General features: G+C 46.2%; 1 protein-coding gene. It reads right to left on the reverse strand.

Features of this window, described 5'->3' with window-relative positions; all coding sequences use genetic code 11:
- Positions 1–44: 44 nt before the first annotated feature.
- The gene (locus RBH91_RS11095; RefSeq protein ID WP_307894583.1) at positions 45–16,148 is read right to left on the reverse strand and encodes a non-ribosomal peptide synthase/polyketide synthase; all 16,104 of its coding nucleotides are present in this window, start codon (positions 16,146–16,148) and stop codon (positions 45–47) included.
- Between the last annotated feature and the right edge of the window lie 50 nt (positions 16,149–16,198).

Genomic DNA, 16,198 nt, shown 5'->3' on the forward strand with positions numbered 1-16,198 from the left:
CCCCAGATGAAAATCATGCCGGTGACAGCCGATATCAACCGTTTTTAGAAATCCAATTCGATTGCGCTTGTGAAGTGTTTACTTTTGTTTACTTTCTCGCTTAATTGGATATCTTTTAAAGGAATCGATGGGTTTTGTATCATCGCCGACAGGATCAAAACGTAATCCTTGGCCAATGTAGCGATGGTTTTCTTTTTAAATAGCTTCGTGCAGTAGTCAAAGCTGCCTTGAATCTCGTGTTGGTTCATCACGAAGGTCAACTGCAGATCAAATTTGGCCACCGTATTCGTTTGTTCATAAGGTCTGACGGCGAGAGAATCCACCTCAATATCCGTTTTTTCCGTATTTTGCAGCACGAACATCGTATCGAACAACGGATTGCGGCTTAAATCTCGTTTCACTCCCAGCTTCTCAACTAATTCTTCAAAAGGATACTCTTGGTTTTCATAAGCTTTTAGCATCGTTTCTTTGGTTTCTGTTACATAATCCATAAAGGTCTTTTCTCCAACTGGAGCGGTACGAATGGCTAATGTATTCACAAACATCCCGATGATATTTTGTAAATCTTCATGCATCCTACCCGCAATGGGCGTACCGACGACGATATCTTCTTGACCGCTATATTTGGCCAGCAGTATGGTATAGGCTGCGAACAAGATCATATAAGTGGTCGATCCGGTCAATTCTTCCATCTGTTTTATACTTTGGATCACAGGCTCATCGAGTACGAAGTTGTATCGCTTCCCATCAAAGCTTCGAACGGGCGGTCTGGCAAAATCTTTCGGCAACTCAAATGGCGGAAGCTCCTCATGAAATACAGCCAACCAATAGTCTTCCTGCCTCTTGATTCGTTCCCTCTGCCCCGCCTGCTGCTGCCATGCAGCGAAGTCTTTGTATTGAATCCGGAGCGGGGCTAATTCTTTGCCGTCATACAGTTGAATCAGTTCTTCGACAAAAATATTCATGGAAGCGCCGTCCGTAATGATATGGTGCATGTCATACATGAAAACATGCTTGTCTTGTTCCAATTCAATGAGTCCGACTCGAAGCAATGGGGCCTGGCTGAGATCGAACCTTCGCACGAAGGCACGGAACAGCTCCTCTACCTCCTCAGCCGCTGCCTTGTACCTTTCTATAGAGAACTCCACCTGGGGCTTGATCACCTGCATCGGTTCTCCGCGGATCATGTCAAATCCGGTGCGCAGCGATTCGTGACGTTGAATCAGTCTATGGAACGCGGCTTGTAAACGATCCATGTCGATCCTTCCCTCCAACGTCAAAATTCCCGGCATGTTGTAACTTAGTTCTCCGCCTTCAATTTGTGTAGACAGGTAAACCATCTTTTGTACGGAAGATACAGGATAAACATCTTTGACTTCTGCAACAGGGATATCATCAGGTCCGCAGGTTTCCGCGCCTGCAATGACCTTCGCCATTTCTTCAATCGTCTGTGCTTGAAAAACTTCTCTTAACGAAATACTTTTGTTTAATTGCTTATGAATTTTGGCGACGAGCGTCATCCCCCGTAACGAATGTCCGCCCAGATCGAAAAAGTTGTCTTTCACGCCTACTTGTTCTAACTTCAATACTTCTTTCCAGATGTGAACTAACTGTTCTTCCAGTCTCGTCCGGGGAGCAACGTATTCGATCCCGGTTTGCAAGCCTGTTTCGGGTAGAGGCAATGCGCCGCGATTCACTTTTCCATTGGCGGTTAACGGCATTTGCTCCAGTTGCATCATGTATGAGGGAATCATGTAGCCTGGTATTTGATTAGCAAGCTTTTCTTTCAGTTGACTGATCGGCAGGGCTTGCTCCGCTACAAAATAGGCATACAAATCGCTTTGCCCCTCTGCATGATCTTTGGCCAGAACAACCGCTTCACGCACATACTCGATGTTGAGAAGAGCGGCTTCAACCTCGCCAAGTTCGATCCGGTAACCGCGAATTTTGACTTGATCGTCCATTCTCCCAACATATTCAATGTTTCCGTCAGGAAGGTAACGGGCAAGATCGCCTGTTTTATACATCCGTTGATTCGTATCATAGGGATGCGGAACAAATTTTTCGAGCGTCAAAGATTCGCGGTTATGATAACCTCTAGCCAAGCTGATTCCGGAAATACAAAGCTCACCAATGATACCGATCGGCTGAAGCGTCCCGGCTTCATTCAGAATGAAAATTTCCGTATTCGAAATCGGTTTACCGATAGGTTGTTGAAGCTCCTGATGGATTTCCGGATTAACGGTATACATGGTCACGACATGCGTTTCCGACGGACCGTAATGATTATGCAGTGTGAAATGGTGACGCGCCAGCATGTCGCGCATGATATTCGTCACAATAAGCTGTTCTCCCGCGGCGATCATATGATCCACGCATTCGGCAAACGGTTCGAAATATTGTTTCTCCGATGCAAGGAGCTTAAGGAACGCGGTAGGAAGAAATACCGTTTGAATCCTGTTTGTCTTGACAAAATCGTTGAGCTGACGAATTTCCTGTTTTGCCTCATTGCCGATGATATAGAGTGTCCCGCCGCTTAAGATCGTGGAGAAAATCTCTTGATAGCAAACATCGAAGCTCATCGCGGCAAATTGCAGCACTCTGTCAAAACGCAGCTGCGTATGTTCCTGCTCATAAGCGAGCAGATTCAACATGGTTTTATGCTCTAATTGAACCCCTTTAGGCTTTCCTGTTGAACCTGATGTGTAAATGACGTACAATAAGTGATTTTCCGCATAGGAAAGGTTAAGATTGCTTGCCTCGCCCTGATATACCAACGGGTCGTCAAGCAGAACCACTGCACCTTCAAAAGAAGGCGGAACGGTATGACCGGTACAAGTCACAAGTACATCGGCGCCGCTGTCTTTCACTAAAAAAGCACGTCGTTCATCAGGAAGCTCAGGATCTATGGGAAGAAACGCCCCGCCGGCCTTTAATATCGCTAGTATCCCGATTACCATATTTGCCGAGCGTTCCGTGAGAACAGCAACCACCTGATCGGCGCCTACGCCTTGATTCCGAAGTACGCGCGCCAGTTGGTTGGAGCGTTCATTCAACTGGTGATAGGTCCAGGTTTGATTTTCAAACATAACGGCGACATGGTCAGGGGTATGCTCAGCCTGCTGTTCGAATCGCTGGTGAATCGTTGTTGGGATCCGTTCATTGTTTACTGCAGTATCGTTAAAGAGTTCCCAAATTTCGCTTTTCTCTTGCGGTGTCATCATGTCTAAAGAAGCCAGCCTGTCCTCAGGATGTTCGATGATCGCATCGATCAGTTGCACAAAATGCCGCATCATGCGTTCGATCGTTTCCGGCTTGAACAGTGTTGTCAAGTACTCCATCGTGCAATGAATACACGTCTCTTCTTCCACAGCCGTTAAGGTTAAGTCGAATTTAGCCATCGTATGTTCGCTAGGATAAGGGCTAAATGTCAAGTCGTTCATCACTAATTGTTCTTGCTCGGTGTTCTGCAGCACAAACATGGTGTCGAACAACGGATTGCGGCTTAAATCTCTGGCGATGTCCAATTGGTCGACCAGCGCTTCAAACGGATAATCTTGATGCTCGTAAGCTTTTAATGCATTCTCCTTCACTTCGGCCAAATACTGAGAGAACGTCTTCTCTTTGGCAGGGTAATTACGCATCGCCAGCGTGTTGACGAACATACCGATGATGGAATCCAAATCCGCATGCTGTCTTCCCGCTATAGGACTGCCCACAATAATGTCTTCCTGGCCGCTGTATTTGGACAGCAATAAGGTATAGGACGCAAGAAGCACCATATATAAAGTGGATTCGGTTTTGGATGCCAGGTGCTTTAATCCAGCACTTCTTTGCTCATCAATCGTAAAATGTAGTGTGGCTCCCGTAAAATCCCGTGTGGAAGGCCGTATATAATCGGTTGGCAGATGAAGGATGGGAATTTCACCGCCGTACAGATCCAACCAATAGGCTTCTTGCTTTTGTACTTGCTTTAATCGCGCTTCTCCGGTTTGCCACACTGCGTAGTCTTTGTACTGGATTCGCAGAGGCGGTAATGCCTCTCCTTCATACATCCGCACAAATTCTTTGATCAGTATGCTCATCGATGTTCCGTCAGAGATAATATGGTGCATATCAAATAACAGTATTCCGCGATTAGGTTGAAGTTCAATCAGCCCGACACGAAGCAGCGGAGGCTCATCCAGTTGGAATGGACGAACAAATTGACGGATATAAAGGTCCGCTTCATCTTCCCTGGCCTGATACAACTCTACTGCAAATTCAACGTGATCCAAGACATACTGAACAGGTTCTCCGTCCACCATTTTAAAGCCGGTACGCAAAGATTCATGGCGCTGTATTAGTTCGGCAAAGGACTGCTGTAACTTATCCCGATCCAGCTTCCCTTCGACAGACATAAGGCCCAGCATGTTGTAACTAAGCTCTCCGCCTTCCAAATGGTTGAGAATGTACAATCTTTTTTGTGCAGACGATACCGGATAATAGGGCCTCTTTTCGATCGCTGGAATAGAAGCATACCCGGTTTGCTCCATCATCGTGATCGCCTGCGCGAGCTGTTCAATGGTTGGGAACTGGAACACGTTTCGCAAAGGGATTTGAACATGCAATTGCTTTTGAATCTTTGCAACTAGTGTCGTCGCTCGCAGGGAGTGTCCCCCGACATCAAAAAAGTTATCTCGAATCCCCACCTGCTCTAATCCGAGAACATCCTGCCAAATCTTCGCAAGCTGAATTTCTGTCGACGTTCGCGGTGACACGTATTCCGTGCCTACGTATCGCTTTCCGTCCGGCGCCGGCAATAATTGACGATTCAACTTTCCGTTCGGCGTTAACGGCATCTGATCCAGTTGTACAAAATAAGCCGGCATCATATATCCGGGTAAATGTCGAGCCAGACCATCCCGAAGTTCGCTAATCGGGAATGGCTCATCCGCCACATAGTACCCGCACAAATAATGCTCACCCTCTGCATCTTCAAAGGCAGTAACGACGGCTTCTTGAATCTCCGGAACGTTCAGCATCACCGATTCGATTTCACCGAGTTCAATCCTAAAACCATGAATTTTCACCTGATGATCGATTCGCCCAATAAATTCTATATTTCCATCCGGCAGAAGGCGGGCCAGATCGCCGGTTCTATACATTCGGCTTGATGGGACAAACGGATCGTCAACGAATTTTTCATTCGTCAATTCCGGCAAGTTCAAGTATCCGCGCCCTACGCCGTCCCCGGCAATGTACAACTCGCCCTGAACGCCCACTGGCTGTAATCGTTGCAGCGAATCGAGAATGTACATGCGATTGTTGCCTAGCGGCTTGCCTATAGGGGCGTGAATTTGACTGCGAGTCCAATCATCGGCAGAAACGTCGATGTTGAACAGGGACGCATCTACGCAAGTCTCGGTAGGGCCATATACATTAGTGATGACAGGTGCTGCGCCATGAACGGTAAATAAGTGCATGAACTTGGTTACCGTCGTTTTGGAAAGCGCCTCTCCGCCGATTAAGAGATGACGAAGCGGTACTCCTTGTCTATCATCTGCAGCTATCAGCAGCTTTAAGTGAGCAGGCGTTCCGTCGGTTATGTCAATACGGTGCTGTCGATAGTAAGCGCATAATGCTGCACCATCGGACACCGCCTCTTTAGGAACGATAAACAAGGTATGTCCTAACAACAAGGAAGCATACATTTGCTGGACCGAAGCATCGAAATAATATGGAGCGAGCATCGCCACATGCAAACCCGCCTCATAGGCAGAGTAAACCTGACGACGCAGCCCTTCGATAAGGTGAATCACCTGGCGATGTTCAATCAACGTGCCTTTGGGCGTACCCGTCGTCCCGGAAGTATAAATGGCATAGGCCAGTTGATTGGATCGGCATGGCAGCGCCAGGTTGGCATCTGTTTCATGATAGGCATGTTCCTCCAGTATATCGATACATGTCTCGGAAAAGACGATGTTATCTGGAAGTTTCCCGCGTAAAAGCAATACGTTAATGCCCGAATCTCTTACAATATAATGGATGCGTTCCGAAGGAGAATAAGGGTCTATTGGCAAATACGCCCCGCCTGCTTTTAAAATCGCCAAGATCCCTACAATCATCTCAAGAGAACGTTCAACCATAATGCCGACGATTTGCTCCGCTTGCACTCCTTCGGCTCTCAAGGTTCGCGCAAGCTGATTGGCACGCCGGTTCAGTTCCCCATAGGTTAACTGCGCTCCCTCGAATACAACGGCTAAACGGTCCGGTGTACGGCGCGCTTGTTCCTCGAACCACTGATGAATCGTTTGTTCACGTGAGTAATGCATGTCGTTAGACTGGAAACGGTTGAGCAGGTGTTCTTTTTCTTGCAGACTCAAAAGTTCCAATTCTTCTATTTTGATGTCCGGATGCTGCAATACTTGATGCGTGAGCTGTTCAAAATGCCCGCAAACCCGCTCCACTTCTGATTGTTCATATTCGTTTTGGTTAAAACCAAAATGAACGGCCAGTTGTTCGCCAGGGATGACAACCAGATTAAAATCGTAATGGGAATGTTCTTCCATATGAAAATTCTTGATGTCTAGTTCAAGAGCGCCATGATCTGCTTGCTCGACTTGTTGTCCTATCGGATAGTTTTCAAAGATCATAATATGATCAATTAAGTTATGTTTTTGTTCCGTTTGTGCCTGGATTTCGTATAAAGGATAGGTATCGTACGCTTGGGAAGTCAATGCCTTTTCTTGAACCATTTGCATCGCTTCGGCGAAAGAGCTATCCTCATCGCAACGGATTCGAACCGGAATGGTATTGATGAACAGACCGATCATCTGTTCTACACCGGGGATTTCCGCCGGTCTTCCGGACACGACACTGCCAAAGACAACATCCCCGGTCCCGCTATATTTCTGTAATAAGATTCCCCACACCGTTTGGATCAACGTGTTTAACGTGACTTGATGCTGGTTTGCGATCTGCTGTAATTGTTTTGTCTGTTCTTGATCTAATTGGCAGGTCACATTGGCATATGCATATGCTTTTGGTTCATGCTGCGGTCTTTTATGAAGAATCCGGGTTTCACCTTTGTAGCCTTCAAGATACTCGCTCCAATACCGTTTGGCCTCTTCATGATTTTGTTGATCAAGCCATTCGATATAGTTGCTATAAGGAGCTGTATAAACGGGTTCTGTTTCCCTGCCTTCTTGCAAGGCGATATAATGTTCAAACACTTCATTTGTCAAAAGATGCAAGCACCAGCCATCCATGACAATATGATGGAAGCTCCAAATCAAATGATATTTGCGATCTTCCATACGGAAAATCGCTATGCGCATCAACTGATCTTGGGCCAAGTCAAATCCTTTCGCTTGATCCTCTCTTCGGTAGGATCGGATTTCGTCCTCACACCGGTTCTTATCCATGTCACGCAAATCTGCAAAATGAACTTTCGGTCTTTTCGTTTTATAGACAATTTGTAAGGGTACATTGTTCCAACCGCTATAAAAACGGGTCCGCAGCACCGCGTATTTTTCAAATAAGCGTTCCAAGCATGCTGTAAACCTGTCGATCTTTAACTCTCCCTGCAAATCAAACGATGCTTGTTCAAAATAAGAACTTGAGTCCTCATCCAGCAAGCTGTGAAACAGCATCCCCTTCTGCATCGGAGTTAGCGGATACACGTTTTCGATCTCACCTGCTTGCGGCAGTTGAATAAGGAGCCGGTCCAATTCGTTAATGGTCATGCCTTTTAACAAAATATCGCTTGGTGTCAGTTCAGATTGTTCTTTATGAACGCAATGCTCAATGATTGTCCGAAGATCGCTTTGAATAAATGCCGATAATCGATTGATCGTTTCTCTTGCGTACTGTTTATTGCTATAGCTAATCGTCAGCACCAATCGACCCTTGGCAATCATCCCGTTCATATTCAATACATACGGGCTGACTTGATTTTCGCTCGAGTCTGAACCGCAGGAGTAAGAAGATAATTGAATCGCATGATGCTGCAAATCTTGATCAAACTGCCCCAGGTAGTTAAAACTAATTTCTGGACACTTTTTCGCTGGCGGTAACGGTGTTGCACCGCTTAAATACCTTGCTATTCCATACCCGATCCCTTTACGCGGAATTTGGCGCAACCCTTCTTTAGTCGTCTTGATGTAATGAGATATGTTTTTGCCCGGCTGCATGTGAAGCACGACTGGAAACAGACTTGTAAACCAGCCTACCGTGCGAGAGATATCTATATCAGGGACTACTTGTTCTCTTCCGTGTCCCTCTAAATGAAACGCAATCTGTTCAAGTCCTGACCAATGTGATATAGAAAGTCCCAAGGAGGTTAACAGCAGATCGTTTATTTCAGTGTTATAAGCGCGATTGGCTTGTTTTAATAACTGCTCCGTCTCTTCTTTGGTCCATTCCACGGTTACTGTTTCACTGTCTTTTGAGAACGTATGTGTTTCATGAAAATCTTTAGGCAACGGTTTCACGTCGGTTTGTTCAATCTCTGTCCAATATTCCTGTTCTTCCTTTATGGTCGCACTCTGCGCGTACTCCGACAGCCTCTCGGCCCATAGCCGGAAAGAGTCTGTTTTTTGCGGCAATTGGATCACTTGCCCATTCTCGGCTTGCTTGTAGCCGCTCACGATATCTTCCAGTAAAATGCGCCATGAAACCCCGTCAACAATTAAATGATGGATGGCAATGAGCAAATGATCGCCGTCAGCACATTGAAATAAACCGGCTTTCAGTAATGGCCCGTCACTTAAACACATACTGCCTTGTATCTGGTTAGCTTTGGCTTCAATCGCCGAACCCGGGTCGGCTTCCGTTTTCAGATTCATGACTTCAAGATGGTACAGTTCGCTTTGGACGATCTCTGCATTCCAAGCTTCGTATCCATTTTCCGTCGCCCGGAACGTCATGCGGAGCGCATCGTGATGCTCCCCAAGCTTTTGCAGTGTTTTGCGAAGTGATGATTCTTGAAAGCCTTGCGGCGCATGCAGCATGACAGCTTGGTTATAATAATGCGGATCTATCGTTGTTTGGTCAAAGAACCAATGCTGAATGGGAGTCAGGCTTACCTCCCCTTTGACTTCTCCTTGATCGGGTATATGCAGGTTCTGCTCGATATGCGGACTCAATTCGGCAATCGTCGGATATTGAAACAAGTGTTTGATTTCCATTTTGTATCCCAGTTGATTTAATCTGGAAGACACTTGAATCGATTTAATAGAATCTCCGCCAAGATCAAAGAAATGATCCAGAATGCCAACCTTTTCAGCGCCTAATACCGATTCCCAAGTGGAAACCAATACTTCTTCCACTCTTGTTCGGGGCGGGTTGTACGCTGCTCTGTCCTGCAGCCGTAAATCCGGGACCGGCAGCCCTTTCCGATTGATTTTCCCATTGGAAGTCAAGGGCATTTTCTCCAGCTGGATGAAATAGGTCGGAACCATATAGCCAGGCAGGGCATAAGACAATTGTTCCCTGATCCGGGATACCGTTACTGGTTGGCCGCTCACGTAATACGCACACAATTGCTTAAATCCATGTACATCTTCTCTAGCTATGACGACGGCTTCTTTGATCGCTTCTACTCGCTGCATTGCCGTCTCGATTTCGCCTAATTCGATGCGATAGCCTCTGATTTTGACTTGTTCATCGATTCGGCCCGAGTATTCGATGTTCCCATCCGGCAGCCACTTCGCCAAATCCCCGGTCTTATACATCCTGGCTCCGTTTACAAACGGGTTTTCAACGAATTTCTCTGCTGTTAATTCCGGTCGGTTCAAATATCCTCTGGCTACACCGGCTCCACTTATATACATTTCTCCGGGGACACCGATCGGCACCGGTTTCATCCCCTCATCAAGCACATAAATGCTCATGTTTGCCGCCGCCGTACCGATCGGCACCGATTCTCGTCTGTCTTTGACGGGATCGTAACGATAAAGCATGCATCCGACAACGGTTTCTGTCGGCCCGTATTCGTTATATATTTCAATTTGGCCTTCGAATTGCTCATGAATACTTTGGGCTAACCGGGTGCTTAGATTTTCTCCCCCCACGATCATTTTTCGAATAGCTGTTTTATTGGCGATGTTCATGGCTTTCAATACATGCAAATGGGCCGGGGTCAATTTAATGATATCTATCCTTGGGTCCTGCACAATCGATGAAAGCAAAGCGGTTTTGTCGTCTCCGTCATAGACGATGATCGTATTGCCTGTGACCAATGGTGTGAAAATGGAAGTCACTGTTAAATCAAAAGAGATCGACGAGTATAACGGAAAGTTGGTTTTCTCGCCCTTCACATAGACCTCTTTCGCCCACCAAATATAGTTGGTCAAGCCCCGGTGCTCGATTAATACGCCTTTGGGCTTGCCCGTAGAACCTGACGTGTAGATTACATACGCCAAATGGTTCGCATTACTGAGCGGTTCAAGGTTAGAGGCATCTTCGTGATAAGAGCTTTCCTCATCCAATAAAACCGCGACGCCTTCATAAGTGAGCTGCTGCCGGACATCATGCTGCATTAAGACAATCCCGGCTTTGGAATCTTCCAGCATGTACTGGATGCGATCTTGCGGATATTCCGGATCTATGGGGACGTAGGCGCCTCCGGCTTTTAGAATGGCAAGTATCCCAACCACCAATTCGACACTGTTCCTGCTGATGATGGCCACGGGTTGGTCCGCTTGCACGCCCTTCGCTCTTAACGTTCGCGCCAGCTGGTTTGCCCGCTCGTTGAGCTGCCGGTATGTGAGCTGTTCGTCCTTATCGATAACGGCTGCTTGATCGGGCGTTTGCTGCGACTGCGCTTCAAACTGTTGATAAACCGTTGTCTGTGGGTATGGCGCAGCTGTATCATTAAGCGTCTGAAGAAGCTGCCTTTTTTCGCCTTCCGTCAACAATTCCAATTCTTCCACCTGGATATCCGCATCTTTAACGACTTGATGCAAGATTTGTAAGAGGTGTCCGCGAATCCGCTCCACGCTTGCCTGATCATACACCTTAGCGTTATATTCAAAATGGATATTGATGACTTCACCCGGTATAACGGTTAAATTAAAATCATAGTTGGTTTGTTCTTCCATTTGTACGTTGGAGATTGTGATAGACGATTCGTTATGTTGACCTATGCTTTCCATATACTGATCGGCAGGGTAATTTTCAAATATCATTAAATGCGTAATTAAATTTTGCCTTTGGGTCGTATGGGATTGAATATCGTACAACGGATACGTCTCATACATTTGCGAGGCTACGGCTCTTTCCTGTGTCTGTTTCATTTGCTCAGCAAAAGTCGTCCCATCTTCACATTGAATTCGCACAGGAATCGTGTTGATGAATAAGCCGATCATGGTTTCCACGTTGGGAATCTCCGCCGGTCTTCCGGACACGACACTTCCAAAAACAACGTCCCGGCTGCGATTGTATGTCTGCAGCAAAATCCCCCATGCCGTTTGCAACAGCGTGTTCAGTGTGACATGGTGCTTGCTGGCCGTCTGCTTCATTTTCAATGTGAGATCGGCGTCTATGGCACATGTCACTTTCTCCGGAAGGTAATGTTCAGCTTCCGCTTGGTGATTGTCCTTGGGGAGGACGGTTTGCTCTTCATAACCTTCCAAATACTGATCCCAATAACGCTTAGCCTCTTCCGCATCTTGCCGATCAAGCCATTCAATATATTGGCTATACGGAGTAATCGTCGCTCGTTCGGGCTGCTTTTGCTGAAGCAAAGCAAAGTAATGTTCGAATATTTCTTTCGTAATAAGCGGCAAGCACCAACCGTCCATCAAAATATGGTGAAAACTCCAGATAAAACGATATGTCTTTTCATCCGTACGAAAGACAAATAACCGCATTAACACGTCTTTTGCTAAGTCGAATCCCCGTACCTTATCTTCCCTGGCATATGCACAAATCCGCTCTTCTTGCAGCGTTTTATTCATCTCACGCAAATCGATGAACTCAAAACCGATCTTTTTGGTTTTAAATATGATTTGCAGCGGCTGGTCTTTTCCTTTGTAAAAATTCGTGCGGAATATATCATATCGTTGCGATAAACCATCCAAGCTTTTTGAAAATGAATCGATATCCAAATCTCCATGCAAATCAAACGTCGTTTGTTGAAAATAAGCTCCTGAACTTGGATCAAACAAGCTGTGAAACAGCATGCCTTTCTGCATCGGTGTTAAAGGATATATATTTTCCACTTCCCCGAATTCACGCGTTTGCTCGAGAAGCTGTTCCAATTCTTCTATCTTGATGTCCTTTAAAAAAATGTCGCTTGGCGTCAATGACGTCTGCTGCTGACTTACGCAATGCACAATGATTTCATTTAGACTTTCTTTCAAACTTCGGGCAAATTGCTCCATGGTCGATCTTTCGTATTGTTTATTGCTGTAGCTGAGTGTCAGCGATAATTTCCCCTCTGCAATCATGCCGTTCAAATCAAGTACGGCTGTTCTCGCTTGGTTTTCATTCATCGATAACCCTGTGGAATAAGGTGATGCCTGTAAAGCATGCTGCTGCAGATCTTGGTCAAACTGGCCCAAGTAATTAAACCGAATTTCGGGATGGAGCTGCAGGCGATCAGCTTCTGCACGGCCGGATAAATATTGGATAACACTATAATTCATTCCTTTATTGGGGATCTGGCGCAGCCCTTCTTTCACGGTCTTGATGCGCTGTGACAGCTCTTTTCCTGCTTCCATCTTCAGGATGACGGGATACTGGCTTGTAAACCATCCTACCGTGCGAGTGATATCCACATCCGGAATAACCTGTTCCCTTCCATGACCCTCCAAGTTCACGGAAACTTCTTCCATGCCAGTCCACTTGTGAACAGCCAGTCCTAACGAAGTCAGCAGCAGGTCATTGATTTCCGTGTTGTAGGCGCGATTTGCTTGTTTTAATAATTGCTGCGTTTCTTCTTCTGTCCATTGGATCGTGATGACATCGCTGTCTTTCAATAATGATCCTTCGCAAATGTGATCCTTAGGCAATGGTTCCAGCTCCAGCCTTGAAAGCTCGGTCCAATAAACAAGCTCCTGCTCCATATCGGTTTCCTGCGCATACTTGGCCAACTGCTCCGCCCAGAATGGAAACGAGTCTGTTTTTTGCGGAAGCCGGACCGTTTGTCCGCGCTCCGCTTGCTCATAGCCGCTGGCGATATCCTCAAGTAAGATTCGCCAGGATACCCCGTCGATAACCAAGTGATGAATCGCAATAAGCAAATGATCTCCGTCCGGACATTGGAACAAACCAAGCTTCATCAAAGGCCCTTGGCTTAATTCCATGCTGCTTTGAATCTGACTCGCTTTATTGGCAACAGATTGGGCTGGATCGGCATCCCCTTTACAATTCATCACTTCCAGATGGTACAATTCACTTTCGTCTGTTCCCGCAATTCGAGCATCATATCCGTTCGGCGTTTCTTCAAAAACCATCCGCAACGCATCGTGATGCACAGCGACGCGTTCCATCGCCTGGCGAAGCGGAGCCTCTTTAAATCCTTGCGCCGAATATAACATCACGGCCTGATTATAATGGTGTGTATGCGGCATCTTTTGTTCGAAAAACCAATGTTGAATCGGGGTCAGACTTGTCCTTCCCTGCACTTCCCCTTGATCGGCCATTCTGCTTACCAGTTCTACAAATGGACTTAGCTCAGCAATCGTGGGATATTTAAACAAATGCTTCATGTCAATCTTGTATCCGGCTTGATACAACCTGGAAGAAACCTGAATTGATTTGATCGAATCTCCGCCAAAATCAAAGAAATGATCCAGAATTCCGATATGCTCAGCGCCTAATACCTCTTGCCAAATCGACGCCAGCAGTTCTTCTATAGCGTTTCGCGGAGCTATGTATTCGTTTTCCGTCCGCGTTTTTTCTTCGGTAACAGGCAAAGCCTTCAGATCAATTTTTCCATTGGGAGTAAGCGGTATGCGTTCCAAATGGAAAAAGTAAGAGGGAATCATATAATCCGGCAGTTCACGGGCCAATATGGCTCTGAACTGCCCGGCGGTCAAAGAAGGCTCTCCGACATAATAGGCATACAATTGCTTGGCTCCGTTTTCGCCCTCTCGCGCAACGACTGCCGCCTCGTGCACCGCTTCCAGGTTGGACAGGGCCGCCTCCACCTCGCCAAGCTCGATACGGTATCCGCGAATTTTCACTTGATGGTCGATTCTTCCTAAATATTCGATCCTTCCATCGGGCAGCCATCTAGCGAGATCTCCCGTTTTATACATCTTTTGGCCGGGGAGAAGCAAATGTTGAACAAACTTTTCTTCCGTTAATTCAGGTTGATTGCGGTAGCCGCGGGCCACTCCCGCTCCTCCGACATACAGCTCTCCCGGTATGCCGATCGGCTGGATTTGCTGGTGCGCTCCTAAAATATAGGCTTGGTGATTGGCCACAGGCTTGCCAATCGTAATCTGTTCATCAGCAGAATAAACAGGTTGAAACGTAGATATCACGCTATTTTCCGTCGGACCGTATTCATTGTTTAGGCGAATCTGGGGTTGCAGGGAAAACAGACTCTCCACCGTATCGGGTTCGAGTTGTTCTCCGCCTACAACGACATGTTGAACGTGAAGAAAGTCCTCTGCGTTCATCTGTTCGATCATAGCTTGTAACAGACGGGGAGCAGTCGTGAATTGGGTAATCTTTTCCTGTTTCACAACGTTTTGAATCACGAAAAGATCTTTGTTGTCTTGATTAGGCAACAGATACAGTGTTGCCCCCGAGATCAGCGGACCGAAGACATTTAAAATAAACGCATCGAACGCATAGGGAAACAAAACAAGTACGCGGTCCTCTGCGGAATACTTGAAAAATGCTTTCTTCCACTGAAGCGAGTTCACAATCCCGTTGTGTTCCACCATAACCCCTTTCGGTTTCCCCGTTGTCCCCGAAGTATAGATGACATAGGCTAAATGGTTGTGTTCTGCAACTGGCGGTAACAATGAATGATCGGCATGGTAAGATGTTTCATCATTCAGATCGATCGTCGGGCCGTCAAAGACGAGGCTGTTTTTGAACTGACGCTGAACAACGAGTACGGCAACATTCGCATCATTCAGCAAATATTGAAGCCGCTCTTCCGGATATTCGGGGTCCAGGGGCACATAAGCGCCCCCCGCTTTCCAAATCGCAATGATGGACACAATCATTTCCAACGAACGCTCAGCCATAATGGCGACGACTGTATCGACTTGCACCCCGCAGTTTCGTAATGTTCTTGCCAAACGATTGGATTTCTCGTTTAATTCGCTGTACGTCAGCTGGTTGTTTTCGAACTTGACGGCTATATGATCAGGCGTTCTTTCCGCTTGCTCTTCGAACAATTGAAATGCAGTTTTGCTTCCAGGGTAATTGACGGCGGTGTCATTAAAATCAAACAAAATTTGCTGTTTTTCCGCTTCGGGTATGATGTCTACCGTATCGATTGCAGCTTGGGGTTGGAACAAGATCACCGACAACAGGTGATCGAGATGGGACACGATTTGGTCCATATAGCGCTCATCATAAAGATTGCCGTTGTAAAAAAGCTGCAAATGAATCCCGTTATTCTCCAAATTAAAGTGAAACAACGTATCGGTTGCAACGTCTTCCTTAAATTGCAACGAATGAATTTCATTGAACGAAACGACGGTGTGGATCAACGGAATGCGCTCATCGTCGTATTGCACATTTAAATGCTGGACGATTTTTCGAAACGGCAGGTTTTGATTTTTCAGTGAATCATTAACCGCTTCTTTTAGTTGTTCGAACACGGTTTTAAACGTACTATGGCAGCTAAGCGTATTTTTCAACGGGACAATGGTATTGACAGCCGAAGGGCTGCTTTTTTGCTTGGATTCCGTTGGAATGCCCAGAATCAGGTTCGTCCGATCCGTATATTTATACAACAAGCATTCAATGCCTGACAATAAAATCAAATAGATGGCCATTTCGGAATGATTAGCCATTGTCATCATTCTTTGAGATACTTCCGGAGATAAGGAACGACAGATGCATTTTTCCTGATAGCCGGCACGGGTGAATGACGCTTTTTCCGCTGTTTTAAAGTAAGGGAATACGCTTAGACCATCCTCTTCATCAAACAGGTTATCCCAGTACGTTTCTTGATTTTTAAACACGGACATTGGAGCACCTCATTTTGTATAGTTTAAAGAAAATAATGTATGCTTTCCCC

The sequence above is a fragment of the Bacillus swezeyi genome, assembly GCF_030908325.1.
Taxonomy (GTDB): domain Bacteria; phylum Bacillota; class Bacilli; order Bacillales; family Bacillaceae; genus Bacillus; species Bacillus swezeyi.

Bases quoted from the DNA above. Each gene is read 5' to 3' on its own strand.
- RBH91_RS11095 (WP_307894583.1), bottom strand. From the start codon at position 16,148: ATGTCCGTGTTTAAAAATCAAGAAACGTACTGGGATAACCTGTTTGAT.